Here is a 14,522-nt window from a genome sequence, read left to right as displayed (position 1 = left end):
CAAAACTTTTTTGCCTATACATAGACTATCACAAAAGAGGCTCATGTTATTTTTCAATTGTGTAACGGTTTTAGACAGCAAAAAAACGCTGTAATACCAACGTTTGGTGGTATTTCCAGCGTTAAAAGGGGGATTTTTTTATCGTAATTTGGAACTTTCGTAACATTTCTGTAATATTAGCGATTCTTTGTTACACAACAACTTATTGACTAGAGAACATTTGAACCCAATAGTAATTTCCTTTGCTATCCTGTGCTATTGCAACACCCGTATTTGTATAATGTTCTTTTAAAATATTATCTCGATGACTTGGAGAAGCCATCCATGCCTTTACTGCAACTTCTGGCGTTTTAATATTTCTAGCAATATTCTCTCCAAAACTTGTATAGTTGTAATCAAATAATGTCGCTAAATCCCAAGGTGCCCCATAATATGGAGAAACGTGTTCAAAATAATGACGCTTTACCATGTCCTGTGCTTTGATAATAGCGATTTGTGTCAGCTCTGAATCATAGACAACAGGTTCCAGCTTATTCTTCTGTCTTTCAACATTAATTAATTCAATCACCTTTTTAGACCACTCGGAAGAAAGGTTTACAGTTGGGATATAATCCTTTGCAAGATAGTCATAAGCTACTTCCAATGCCTTAATTTTTTGCTGAAAAACAATGCTCCGCTCAACAAAAACAGCAAACTGAGCGCGTGTTACCATTTGGTCAGGAGCAAAATGTTTAGCATCCACTCCACCGATAATGCCGATATCTGCTAAGGATTCGATATAATCTTTTGCCCAATGAGTACGTGTAATATCTGCAAACTGGCTATTATTTTTGCTATCTACTTTAAACTGATACGCAAGTGCTAGCATTTTTGCCACCTGCATACGCTTTAAAGGCTCTTCTGGTTGAAAGGCATCACTTTTTTGAATGACTCCTAGTTTAACAAGCTGACAAATTTCCTTGTAATAAGGATGTGTTGTAGGAACATCCTTAAATTTTACAGGGTTTTCAATGTCAATGTTTGTTTGAAGAGAGCGTGCAATAGCAGCAGCAGCCTCTGCCCTTGTAATAGCTTGCTCAGGCTTAAAAGTGTTATCGTTATATGTAGTCATATATTGTTTAGTGAGCATATGTTGAATTGAGGCATTTGCCCAGTATGAATTTGTCACATCTACAGCCTTTGCAGATGCTGCTTCGACTTGACTAAAACTAGTTAAACTTCCTACGGTTGCAGCTATTGAAAGTACCATTATACTAAGTAATTTTTTCAACAGGGCTACCTCCTCACGTTGGCAAAATGAATATGTATCAAATGGTACCTCCCAATCAAAGCGACCATTTATACTATAAGATACGAAATTCAAATGATATAGTTTCACTTTTTTGGAAAATAATATTAAGGTCCACTTTTTCTTACTTATAAAAGGAGTTTTCCCGTAATAATCATTGGGAAAACTCCTTTTTTATCATACTATTGAATCATTTTAAGATAGTCTTCTAGAATGCGGTAATTATACACTAAGCCCTGTTGCTCAATCGACAAATTACTATAATCTTTTTGAGCAGCTAGCACCTTTTTCTCAAATGATGAGCTGTCTGGATCAATGTTTCCGATAGCTTGAACAACTTTGAGAACGGCAGCCACATCTTTTTCAGCCTGCTTTAAGACATCCTCATTAATGACTTGTCCTTTAATTTTAGAGTCCAATGCCTTATAAGCCGCAACGGCATTCGCCACATCTTCAATATATGTCGAAGAACTTGGAGAAAGTCCTGCTATGATCTCTACAACCTTCTTCACATCGGCTAAACTTTTCTCTGCTTCGAGTAAAATAGAATAGTTGGAGATACGCTGTTTATCTGTCGTATTCAAACTATCATACTCTTTACGCGCCGCTTCCACCATGCCAAAGTAATATTTATCCTTTGGATTCAATTTAGCAATATTATTATAAACCTTTATAACACTATCTAGTGAAAGCAATAGTTGGTCGTTATAAACATAGCGTCGTTGATCAGCATTGAGTTTATCATACGCTTTTAAAATCTTTTGGTATTGACTATTCATATCTTTTGCCGTTAGCAATCGATCTATATCTTCTACAATACTTATTACAGGCTTTATTAGCTTTTCTTGATCTTGTAGTACTTGATAATTTTGAACAGCTCGTTGCTGATCCTTTGGTAAAGCATTGTAAGCAGCACGGATTTCTTGAATGCGTTTTACATATTGCTTTGGATCAACAGATGGTAAACCATCAATCATTTGCATGACATTACCAGCACCTAAAATACTAGACTCCGCTGCTTGCAATAAGTAGTAGTTTGTTACATATTGCTTCATATCGTCAGGTAGCGCATCGTAAAGTGAGCGTGCTCGTGACGTATCTTGAAGGAAGGTGTTACTTGAAGATTTTAGTTTACTAATCAATTCCATCACATTGGACACAGGCTCAAACTTTAACAGAATATCAATATTGTCGATATATTTTTTTTGATCTTTCGATAGTTTATCATAAGCTTTACGTGCTGAGCTTACCTTACTAACAAAGCTTTTTGATTCTGGATCTAACTCATTAATTTGAACCATCACACTTAAAATTGGTTTAACAGCTTTCTCACGTGTTGTTAGATCTTTAATATTCGTCACTAATTTCTTTTGGTTAGATGACAGCTTATCATATGCTACACGCGCATTCATTAGTTTCGTTAAATAGTCGGCATCCTGCACTTCTGTTAAGTTTATAAGCTCAACCACGCTCTGTGCTAAGCCCTGTTCATTTTCTGCTGCTACCAGTGCATCATAGTTTACAATTGCTTGCTGCTTCTGTTCTGGCAACGCATCATAAAGCTCACGCGCTGTTTTCATATCTTGATAGAATGTTTTACTAGTAGGCTTTAATGAAGCAATGAGACCAATCAAGGAAGCAACATCCTCAACAGCAGTGAGATTAGCATAGTTTGTCACACGCTTTTGGGAAACTTGATCAAGTGCATTATAGGCTTTACGAGCATCAAGAACCTTTTTTGTATAATCCTTATTTGTTGGATTTAAGGCATCAATCATTTGAATAACCTTGATTACCGCTTTGTTATCCTTCTCGTAGGAGCTTAACATTTTAGCTTGCTCCACTAGCTTCTGTGCGTTTTTATCCATTGCTTTATATTCAGCTGTCAGATCGGCTACCTTTTTGACAAATGTATCAGGTCCTTCATTTGCTAATGCTATAATACGGTCATCAAATGCCTTGGCCGTATTGATATAGCCCTGTGCTTTTGTTAGGTCCTCGCTGTTTACTACCTTTACCTTAAGAGATTCACCCAATTTATTAAACGCTTCATCTGCTTTTGCCACATCATCTTTATACGTTTTTTTAGATGTATTTAATGCACTAATTTGCACCATTACGTCAATTGCAGGAATAACATCTTTTAAATCTTTATAATTTTGTACAAATGTCTTATTCTTATCATCTAGCTTCGCATAAGCCGTATAAGCTGATTTTGCTTTAGAAATATAGCTTTTAGAAGTTGAATCTAGCTTTTCAAAAAGAGAGATGACATTAACAACCGATTTATAGGATTTCTCTAAATCTGTTAACACTTTAATATTCGTTACTCGCTTTTTAGCTGTCGTTGATAATGCATTATAAGCTGAGCGTGCAGCCAGTATTTCTTCAATTGCCACATTCGTGGACGCACCAAGATTCGTAATTTTCTCTTTAACCTGTTCTACAGCTGTTTCTTCATCTGTCAAAGCCTTTAATTCTTCTGTTAACTTTGTTTTCAAGCTATTAAGAGCTGCTTCATTTTCACTACCTGTAGCATCTAATTGATCTACTAGGGTTTTTAATTCAGCAAGCTGTGTGTTGTATTCAGCAGTAGGTTTTAATGTAGCAATTCTTTTTGATACATCAGCGTATTTTTGAAACAGTGTTAGTTTTGCAGCTCCTTGCACTAACTTTTTATCATTATCATTCAGCTTGTTAAAGGCTGCCCAAGCTGAGAGCGTCTTACTTTCAAAAGTTTTTGCAGTTGGATCTAGGCTATCAATTAACTTATCTACCTTTAAGCCAGCACCTAAATTTTTCTCCCAAGATGTTAACTCTGCTAAATTATTGACGATTTTTTTTACATTGCTTGGATTGATTGTTGTTCCAGTTGGAGCAGATGGATTATCATAAGCTGCACGCGCTGCTTTAATGGCAGCTACTTTTTCACTATCTGCTTTAGTACCAATCAATTTTATAAGATCTTCGATACTTTCAGCTACAGTAATATTGGCTATTGCTGAATGTAATTCGATCGCGTTTTTAACAAACCCTTTTTCAATTGTTAGGTTATCATGTTCTGTTTTTAGTCCAGTAACTGCGGTACGATAAGACTCTTCTTTGGATACACGCAGCCCTGAAATGCTTTTCGAAATATTTGCTGCCTGAAGATATTGTGCAATACTATCATATTCTGTTTTTAATAATTGTTTTGAGGCAGCATCCAGATTATTGTAGGCTTTCTCAACAGCAGCTACAGCACTAATAAAGCTTGAGGCTGAAGTGAAATCTGCAGGCTGCTTACCTTTTAACTGTGCAATGCTGGAAGTCACTTTTTCTACAGCAGACAAACCTGACAAGGCATCCTTATACTTTTTAAAAGGTGTAACCTTATCATCATTTGGATTGTATGCTTCAATTACTTTCTTTTGATCTGTAGTTAATACATTATAGGCAGTTGTGAACTTTTCTAATGCCGTCGAGATGGCGGCATAATCCGAAGAATTAGTTAATAGGTCCACTAAGTTTTTCAAATCTATAGTAAGCGGTGTAATGACAGCTGCATCATCAGTTAATTTAGATAGTTTTGCAATATCTGCTTTATTTTTAAAATAGGTATTACGTGCATTGTCATCATAACCATATTGTAACGATGTGCCGCGAATAGTTGAGGCAATGTTACTAGCATTGTTGAGAAGCGCTGCCTCAACAGCCTTTTTGAATTGGTCTTGTGCATATAAATATGAATCGGCTGTTGTATCTTTCCCTAAAAACGCTTCATAGTCATCTTCTATACTTGCAACAGTCTCAAGAAATGTCTGACTGGAATACGAAACAGTACCAATTCTATCCCCAATATTTTTTAGTACACTTAATAATCGACGTTGCTCCACAATATAATCATATTTCGCCTGAATGAATACTTTCTCATCCGCATTAAAATCACCTGAATTTTGGACAACCTTTATATCACCCTGTGCTATCGTCATCTCATCAGACGTTGAATTCTCCGACAGCTTACCAAATTGTGCAATAAGCTGTTCTCTTGTCGTTGCAGCCGCTATTTCATTCGTATAGGCAACCTGCTCTGTTTGCGTTGTAACGCGGGATTGTGCATCATTTTCCTGTGCATTGGCTATAGTCGTAGGTGCCAATAAAAGACCTGTTATGACTCCTGCTGTCAATTTTCGATTCAATCGAACCACCCTTTCATCGTTTATGTATAGGAAAATGATTGTGTTCATTTTCATTTAGAAATTATGACTTTAGTATCGGTGTAAATTGCTTGATTTCAAGCCATTCTAATACATTTACAAAATCAGACATATCAAAAGTAACTTTTCAAAATTACTAGCTAGAAAAACAGGAAGTTATTTCAATTATACTATACAATGGTGTTATGAGATTTTCACCAATCGACATATAATGAGAGAAAGCGTTTTTTCAATGAATTTATTGGAAAAAAACAGCTATTTTCATATGTCATAATATCTTTACAAGGTGTATACTACAACTTTGATATCCTATTTTGGAAGAAAGGACGCTGTTTAATGTTTTACCATTATAAGTTCTGGCATAGTTTAAAAAATCCTACCTACTTTACTAGCATCGTAGAGAAAGGCGAGGTCATCGGATATAAAAAAAGAGTACTAACGGTGTTCATTCTTTTCATCCTGTTGTTTGCTGCTCGCGAATATTGGGGCATGGGGACAGAAAATTTAACTTCCTTATTCGCAATGGATTTACAAAATGAATACTATGTAGCACGTATACTTTCGATGCTTGGTGCCGTTATATGGGCAATCGTCTATTTTTGCTTCCACTATTATGGTGTTACCTATCTATTACATCTATTAACGGACATTCCTTATACTTGGATAAAAAGAGTCCAGCTTTATGTTGTGGCCTTTCTACTAATTGAAAAAGCAATCCTCTTTGCTGTTTTCTATGCAGTAGGCTATACAACCATGTTTTCTTTCTTCTCCTTAGCTCCTGCTGCCTTACAGGTGATTGAAACAGATTTCGTATTATTTACGATCAATCAGTTGACGGTAACAACGGTTTTAATCATTATTGTACAGTATCTCTTCCTATCGAAATGGGAGGAAGAAGCTAGTAGAAAAATGTTAGTAGTCAAATTGATTGGTGTACAGCTATTTATGGCCCTTTTTGTTGGCTTAATCAGTGTGCTACCAATTAAAGAATGGATTGCTAGGGGGTTAGGATGATGGCATTTATTAAAACAAGACTATGGACAACGATGACCATCGTGTTAGCAATGCTAGTAATCGGTATAAATGCTTATTTTGTCTTTAAAGATAATAGCAGTGTGACACGATCCTACTTTATCGATGAGTTTCAAAAAGCGTATGTCGGCACGAATACAGAGCAGGTTCATAAAGAAACCATTGTAGCACCTGCTGAAACATACACGATTACTGCTGATGCCACTAACTTATCGGCTGTGAATGTAAAGCGTGGCCAAGAAGTGATGATGAATGATGTACTTGCTACCTATAAAACGGATGAGGTGGATGAGGAGTTAACTAAACTCGAATCTGAACGTACGGCCTATGAAACAGAATTACATGATTTACAAGATGCAATCGATCAAATTGAGGATGAGTACGGAGACAGCTCTAACCCAAAAAGCTCTATTAATACGGATCAAATCAATGACAAGCTATCCGTAACGCTAAAATTAGAGCTAGCTCAACAAAATTCAGCATCGACAGCAGTTGCGCTGTTAAATCGACATATAGCTGAAACGAATCGTCAAATTGCGCTACTTGAAGCCCAAATAACACAAATACAATCTCGTCAAGGTATTGTGAGCCCTATAGATGGTATTGTGTCAGCGATCAAGGAAGAAGCTGGTGCGCTAACTTTTGAAATCTATTCCAATGAAAAAGCAATGTATGCCTATTTATCAGAAAAAGAATGGCAAAAGGTGCAGGAAGGACAAACTGTTGATTTTAAAGTGAAACATGTCAAAGATGAACTATCTGGCGTGGTATTAGAAAAACAAACGATTGCTACTGACGATCAGACAGTTTGGGCAAATGAGCTAGCCAAAACAGCAGCATTGCCGCAACCAACAAATTATGAAGTAACGTTGCAGCAAGATGCACCACTAGAGGACATCCCATTTTCGACAACTGGTAAAGCCTCTATTATTGTCAACGAAGCATTCGATTCTTATAAAGTCGATAAATCGTGGTTAGCCACAGCTAAAAAAGGGAACAAAAAGCTTTATATCATCAATCAGGACGGCAAAATTCAGCTAATTGATGTCAATGTGCAATTTAATACGGCTAAGTCAGCTATTTTTATGGATTATGTTGATGAAGGGACGCCAATGCTCTCTAATGAGAAACGTAATATCGAATCCTATACCTTCAGAACATTGCCTGTTGAGAAAATACAATGGAGTCATTTTAAAGAACTAACTTGGAAGCAATATGTGAAATATATCGTTTTCTAATTGAAAAATCCGCTTCGTCCTTTTATGGACTAGGCGGATTTTTTGTTACAAAAGAAAATCTTTATTTTAATGATAAGCATCTATTTAAGAAGCTTGCGAATTGTGCACGTGTAATTTGTGCATCTGGTCTAAATGTGTTATCTGGGAAGCCTCCAGTTAAATCATTGGCCACAAGTGCTTGGATATGGCTGTATGCCCAATGTGTTGATTTCACATCTGAGAAGCTTACTTTGCTTGTACCTGTTAATTTATAGGCTCTTGTTAAAATGGCAGACATTTCTGCACGTGAAAGCTGTCCGTTTGGATTAAACTTCCCTGCCTCTTGCCCTTTAATAATGCCAGCCTGCTCAACTGCGGCAATAGCACTGTATGCATAATGGCTCTTACTCACATCTTTAAAGCTAGAATCCTTCGTTGTAGTTAGATTTAGAGCTCTGGCAATGATTGTAGCTGCCTCTGCACGTGTAATGGATGCCTCTGGTTTGAACGTTCCATTTGAGTATCCTTTAATAAGAGATTTATCGTATAAGCTTTGGATTTCTGAAAATGCCCAATGCCCTTTTGTTACATCTGTATAAACTAATTCTTCATGATTGTCTTTATAAACTGCTTGTAATTGATCGAAATACAGCTGACCTTTCTTCTGAAGAGAAGTTGTTGGCTGAGCAACATATAAACGCTCGAATTTCAATGGCTGTGGTAGATCACTTGGAATATCCGCTGTCACGTACTTCCAGCCACTCCAGTCTAAACCGCCCTGGCTTGTGAAATCAATTGTATGCTTAGTTCCAGCACCATCAATGACAACGCCTCTTAGCCAATGCTTGCCAGCATCGCCAAATACCCAAAGACCGATATTTTTAGGCTGACCTGTCATAGCTATTGGTGTTTTCGCAACCATATAGGCAGCTTTTGTGCCTGTGCCTGCTGTTGTGAAATCGTAGTTTAATTGTAAGCTAGCAGTTCCCTGTCTAGCATACTCTTTAGAGCTTGCTAATGAAGCATTGGCTTTCGCTGTTTCGGTTGTCCAAGAAGACGCATTATCGAAGCTATCTAGTACAATAGGTTTTTCTGCTAGGTCTACTACTTTCACAGCTGTAGACGTGCGAATACCTTCATACTCTCCGATAATTTTCCCTTCACCTTTTTGTGTTGCTGTGAAAGTTGCACCGTCCATTTTGCCGATATTGCCTTCAACTGTCCAGTTCATATTTGCTGAGTTGATGGTCATTGGATTCAAGTATTGATCATAGGCACTTGCAACTTGCATATCAATAGAAGAACCTTTCATTACTTGACCAACACTACTTAACGTAATTGATTTTACTTTCCCTGGTGGCGCTGTATTCACCACCTGTAAAATCGCTGATACACGACGTTCACTACCCTCTGATGGTCTATTCACTAGATTGGCGAAATACCCCCCTGGATTACGCACGACCATTGCTGTAGAGCCGCCTCCATCTAGGTTAATAGCCGAAGAAGCACCCATTGAAATTAAATGAGAAGCTAAATCTGATAAATTAACACCATTACTATGACCACTTATGCGACCATCAATTGTCACAAGAGAAACCTTTGTACCTGTAGCATCTATGGCTACTGCTGTACGTGGGCTTCGTGTGGAAGCAAACCCTGAATTTGTTGGCATGGAAATATCAACTTTACCGTTACGTACAAGCATTGGTCCAGCAGCTAAAATGAACTGTGCATCCATCCATTTTTGATCGATTGATAAGCTGACATCCACGCTTGTGCCTTCTGTAATGCTACTTAATTCAGCGGCTAATTCTTTATTTTGTACAGAGATGACAAAGCCATCTGCTGGTACAGACGAGTTACCTTCTGCTCCATAGGCTGTTACATGAGAAACTGTGCCCGAGAACTGATCACCAAAATGCAAAGTGTTTGTATCTTGGCTAGCACCCGACACAACGAGTTCTACACCCCATGTATTTGTCCCTGTTGATCTTTTTTCAGGTGTATATAAAACGTTTTTATTTGTTCCTCGTTCACTATTAATAAGATCAATAGGATAGCTTTTGCCATTCACTTGGAAAGTTAGATTCGTAGAATAATAGTCTGCTATCGCTTTCCCTGATTTCGATAAACCAAATGCAACTGGTTTTTGTGTTGGGCTATCATATGTATCTCCCAAAATACCGTAGTTCACAATTTCATTGTTTTCTGCTAACAAGTTCGCAGGCATACCATTTCCTAAAAAGTAAGAGGCATTGACCGCTCCAACAACGCGATGCCCATCAACTGTGTTTTGCTTGGCCATAGCAGATGTTGTTTTTAAAGAATTAATAGGATTTGGCATACCAATTTCTAGTTTTGTATATGTATTATTTAAATTGACATCTAAAACATTTACAAACTGATGTATAGAACCTGAAGTATAGTTTTGCTGTGAATGTATTACCTGTGGTGAAACCTCTGTTTTAACTTCACTGACTTTATTGCCTAAACCAGCAGCTTGTCCATTGATGGGACTAACTGTAAGTGTAAGCATGAATAGGACTACAATAATCGTTATTAGTTTTCTTGCCATTTTTCACTCCGAATTAATTCAAAGTATGGCACGTACCATGTCACATGGCCCGTGCCAGTGACTTTTTTATTTTGTTTCTACATAGATCGCTACCGGAAGATTCACGCCACCAGCATGCATTAACTCTAATTCAATCGTATCTTTTGAACCCTTCATCTTGAAATCTGGTAATTCAACATACTCTGCCCCTACTCTTAAAGAAGGCACTAAATACACTTTGCCATTCACCTTAATCGCTCCGCTGTATAATCCTCCTCGACCTGCTAGCTTCAGCTTAATCGTTTTTGTAGAGCCTGTTGGATTGACAACTGGAATGGACACTTTATAGTTCATACCAAAGTGACCTGGATTTCCTACCGCACCATTAATTTGAGAAAGCGAATTTTCAGCCGTTTGTAGATGGTCTGTACGGCCATTAGAAATGTTATAGCCTACCTCAGGAGAATCTACTGTATAGGCTGGTAGCTCTGCTAGAATGGTAGCACTTGGCCACGCGCCTCTTGGATGTTTCGCATACTCATCTACCGCAACCTGATTCGATTGGATTGTTGTTAAATCTGTATTATCTTTTGAAAGCACTGTACGAATCGTATACTCTGGCTTTCCACCATTGACTGCTTGAATATCTAGATCATGTAAAAAACCAATAATATAATCATAGTGTAGGTCATATGTTTCAATTAGCTTCGTTTCACCTGGTGCGATAACAATGCCACTACTCTCTGATTTTTTAAGTTTATTATTTAATACAGCATCAGCAATTGTTAAACCAATATCATGACCTACCCAGCTATTACCTGTTTTTTGGTTAATGCCTTTCGAATCAGTCACTTTAATGCTCTCTGTAGTAGACTTGTTTTGAACGGTAATACCAATATTGACATCTGTTCCTAGCGTGTTATAGTGCCAGCCAAAGACACGGTGCTTATTCATTGCTGTCGTTGGTTTCACATCATATTGTGCAAGTGTTACATTATTTATTGGTACAAGCTTGCGTGTTAATGTTTCTGGATTATCACTAATAAATAGATCACGATCCCCTTCTAAACGAGCAGAAGGAACAACCTCTGGGGATGACGTAGTACCGTATGACTTTTCAAGGAAAGAACTAGTATACATGTAGCGATATACGTAAATATACATTTCTTTTTTATCAGTGATATAGCGCAAATTCCCACCTAATGCATCCACAAGAAACTTAGCAGGAACAAACATTTTACCTTTTTGTATAAAAGGCTTTTCGATCATTGTCACTGCTTCATTGTTAATCAAAGCCTGATTGCTGTTATCATTGAAAATAAAGCTCATCCCACCAATTAGCAATTCGAAGGAGCCATCAGGTTGCCATGTGCCAGATGAATCATCTAAATAATCATAAATATAGTTAGCAGGTAAATAGGTTCTTCCATCCTTTGTAACAATCTGATCTTTCATGACAATACGCTTGTTATTGATATGTAAGATATACGGGTCTTCCTGCGGTGGTGCTGTTGTTTCATCTGATAATGTAATATCTACCGATTGGGTAGCCTCATCCCAATTAACAACACCATCAAAGTTTTCGCTGACGAAACGTAATGGCATGTAAGTACGATCTTTATACATAAATGGCGCAACATCCATTGCAACCTCTTCTCCGTCTATTAAAGCAGTCATCGAATCGATCGTTAAATCAACCGTCTTACCATTGCGAATCGCCGATGCAGTCAACGTTTCCTTATCCCAATCCACACTTGCACCAACCGCTTCATATAATGCACGCATTGGTAGTAATAAGAAATCCGATTTATTTAAAATAGGGTCATAAACACTAATCGTCTCTCCATTAATCGTAATCGAAACATTGTTTTTTATCTGAATTCCATTGTTATTAGTAGCTGTTGCAGACGCTTGTCCAGGTAAAATTGTAGCCAACGCAACTGCTGATACAATACATGTAGTCCTTAGTTTCTTAAACATCTTAATCTCCTTTTTCCTCTTACAATAGTCTTTATCATCTTAACACGAAAAACCCCTAAAATGTGGGATTTATATCGAAAAGGGTAGAATTCGGTACTAGAGTGCTAGCCTTTCTCCTTCGAAAGCTTCATATAGAACAAATGGTATTCTAAAATACCATGAATATTTTCTATAAAAATTATTTTGGGTGCTTTCACACTATTAGTACATCCCTTTTAAGTAGACTTGTCATAGCCTCAATAAGTTACATAATTATTAATTTCCTTTTAAGAAATTGAACGATTGAGTCGCATTGCAGTGTTGAAATACCATCTTCTGAATACTTCAAACGCTTGTAAACTACAAGCTCGTAACATAAAAAAATAAAGCCTCGTGACTAATTTGTCTACGAAGCTCTTATTTTTATCCTTACTTTTTTAAATTATTTTTGATATTTAAATTGTAAATGAATACCTTTATCCAACGTTTGATTATTTGAGTTTTTCAAATTTGATTTAATCACAAGCGTATAGGAGATACCTTCTATATAATTGTTCATTGGCGTTACCGTAATTTTTTTACCATCTACTCGAACAGAACTATCTATTGGGTCGCCAAACATATCAAGTAATACAATTTGCTTTAAGTTTTCAGGAGTGTTTAACACTTCTTGACTTAACTGGATTGTCCAAGGCTTCTTTACATCATTCACCTTCGGCACAGATGTCCAAGCTGTTGAGTCATTAAAGGTAAGCGACTCCATTTTTTGATATTTCTCTCTTATGAGCTTAATGCGCTGCTGTACTCCATTTGATAGTCGTAATTGCTCAGATTGTGAGAGACTATCAAATAATGAAAATAGTTGCTCTGCCTTCGATTTAAAATCTTTACTTAGAAATACGATTTGATTCGACAATTCTGTAACTTGGTTAATTTTCGTATCATCAGTAGGATTTTCTTGAAGACTTTCACGATAGATTTCAACATTGTTATTATAAGCTACTAGATTGCTACCTTCACGTGTTATCTTTGTCACTCGTTTATTGGCAAGCATCATACTATTTGTGCCATTCGACTTCATTTTATAGAGATATCCACCATTTGAATAGTTACTAAAATATAACCAGTCATTTGCATAAAACAAATGTTGCACACGCGTATCGGATACCTTCTCTTCTTGTAAATTCATACTCCCTAAATCGATCTTATATAATTTTTGGTTGTCAGATCCATTTGGATAATATAAAACTTTATTAATTTGTATTGGGCTTTCCACATTTCTCATCGCCACAAAACGCTCACTTGTTGCATTTGGGTAGCCTAAATCATCAATTTGATGGTCTTGGGAAATAGCATTATCTGAAATTAAAAAGTATTTATAGCTAACATAATCAGACATATCTCCCGCACTTGCAGAGAATACTGGATCATTCCAGGTCGTATCTAGATGATACCATTGGCCATCTACCTTTACGATATTCCATGCATGTGCTTCACCAGCCCAGCCAGTAACATAGCGTACTTCCATTCCAGCCTCTTGCAATAAACGATAAGCTAGTAGCGCATATGCCTGACAAACCCCTTTCCCTTCATTAAGAATGGCATACACTGCATGCGGTGTTGTCGATGAATTATAGGAGTATGTTGAATTTAACACAATATAATCATTGATAGCCTTTACTTTTTCAAAATCAGACATTGACGGATTAATTTCTTCTTGTACAATTCGTCTCACTTCTGATTGAATAAATGCCTCCTGCTCAGCTGTCGTATGATAGTCAAAATTTATACTAATGGCAATATTATTAGCAGTACCCTTATAGCCATATTTCCAACTTGCAACTGTTCCATTTAAATAATCATTGTTATGTAAGTTGTTTTTTATGATGCTATTGATTTGTTCCATAATCATTGAGCTATCGCCCGTATATTGGATAGACACATTTGTCTGAAATTGATTCATTTCACTCTCAATAAGCGCAGCAAGCTCTTGCACAGTCGTTGCTGTTAAAGTTGGTACACTTTCAGCTAATACTTGTACATCGCTATAAACATTAACGTTAACACCATTCATGTCAGGATTCGCGATTAATCCACTTTCTTCACTAACCCAATCCTGATTTTCGGCAAGACTCTCTATAGGATGAACTACTGATACTGCTACAATTGGTACAGTCATAAAGACAGACAGTGCTAATTTTCGTTTGTTCAATGGAAGTATCCCCCTTTAAGTTATAAAACTAATGCCTTAATTTTCTGATTTTAGCTATTAAAAA

7 protein-coding genes are annotated in these 14,522 nt (G+C 36.9%); 2 read left to right on the top strand and 5 right to left on the bottom strand.

Features of this window, described 5'->3' with window-relative positions; genetic code table 11:
• Nucleotides 1-202: 202 nt before the first annotated feature.
• Complete coding sequence (locus MHB65_RS03100; protein WP_205441188.1) at nucleotides 203-1,270, bottom strand: S-layer homology domain-containing protein; 1,068 nt, start codon at nucleotides 1,268-1,270, stop codon at nucleotides 203-205.
• Between the two features lie 200 nt (nucleotides 1,271-1,470).
• On the bottom strand, nucleotides 1,471-5,475 hold the full coding sequence (locus MHB65_RS03095; RefSeq protein ID WP_342442450.1) for a cell wall-binding protein: 4,005 nt from the start codon (nucleotides 5,473-5,475) through the stop codon (nucleotides 1,471-1,473).
• A 345-nt stretch (nucleotides 5,476-5,820) separates the two neighbouring features.
• Between MHB65_RS03095 and MHB65_RS03090 the strand changes: the two genes are divergently transcribed.
• Nucleotides 5,821-6,498 carry a hypothetical protein gene (locus MHB65_RS03090; protein ID WP_205441184.1) on the top strand — a complete coding sequence of 226 codons (678 nt, stop codon included), beginning with the start codon at nucleotides 5,821-5,823 and terminating at the stop codon, nucleotides 6,496-6,498.
• Nucleotides 6,495-7,754, top strand: coding sequence for an HlyD family secretion protein (locus MHB65_RS03085; RefSeq protein ID WP_342442449.1), 1,260 nt, complete (start codon nucleotides 6,495-6,497; stop codon nucleotides 7,752-7,754). The genes MHB65_RS03090 and MHB65_RS03085 overlap by 4 nt, the downstream gene beginning before the upstream one ends.
• 61 nt (nucleotides 7,755-7,815) lie before the next feature.
• Here the strand turns inward: MHB65_RS03085 and MHB65_RS03080 are convergent, their stop codons facing one another.
• From MHB65_RS03080 to MHB65_RS03070, 3 genes are all read right to left on the bottom strand, one after another.
• Nucleotides 7,816-10,308, bottom strand: a complete 2,493-nt coding sequence (locus tag MHB65_RS03080; RefSeq protein ID WP_342442448.1) for an S-layer homology domain-containing protein — start codon at nucleotides 10,306-10,308, stop codon at nucleotides 7,816-7,818.
• A 66-nt stretch (nucleotides 10,309-10,374) separates the two neighbouring features.
• Nucleotides 10,375-12,267 carry a stalk domain-containing protein gene (locus MHB65_RS03075; RefSeq protein ID WP_342442447.1) on the bottom strand — a complete coding sequence of 631 codons (1,893 nt, stop codon included), beginning with the start codon at nucleotides 12,265-12,267 and terminating at the stop codon, nucleotides 10,375-10,377.
• 421 nt (nucleotides 12,268-12,688) lie between these two features.
• Complete coding sequence (locus MHB65_RS03070; RefSeq protein WP_342442446.1) at nucleotides 12,689-14,458, bottom strand: transglutaminase domain-containing protein; 1,770 nt, start codon at nucleotides 14,456-14,458, stop codon at nucleotides 12,689-12,691.
• Nucleotides 14,459-14,522 lie beyond the last annotated feature (64 nt).

This window comes from Lysinibacillus sp. FSL K6-0075 (assembly GCF_038592945.1).
GTDB classification, from domain to species: domain Bacteria; phylum Bacillota; class Bacilli; order Bacillales_A; family Planococcaceae; genus Lysinibacillus; species Lysinibacillus fusiformis_F.
This window is presented reverse-complemented; position numbering and strand designations above follow the sequence as displayed.

Coding starts and splice junctions, on each gene's coding strand:
- MHB65_RS03090 (WP_205441184.1), top strand. CDS start 5,821: ATGTTTTACCATTATAAGTTCTGGCATAGTTTAAAAAATCCTACCTAC.
- MHB65_RS03085 (WP_342442449.1), top strand. CDS start 6,495: ATGATGGCATTTATTAAAACAAGACTATGGACAACGATGACCATCGTG.
- MHB65_RS03080 (WP_342442448.1), bottom strand. CDS start 10,308: ATGGCAAGAAAACTAATAACGATTATTGTAGTCCTATTCATGCTTACA.
- MHB65_RS03075 (WP_342442447.1), bottom strand. CDS start 12,267: ATGTTTAAGAAACTAAGGACTACATGTATTGTATCAGCAGTTGCGTTG.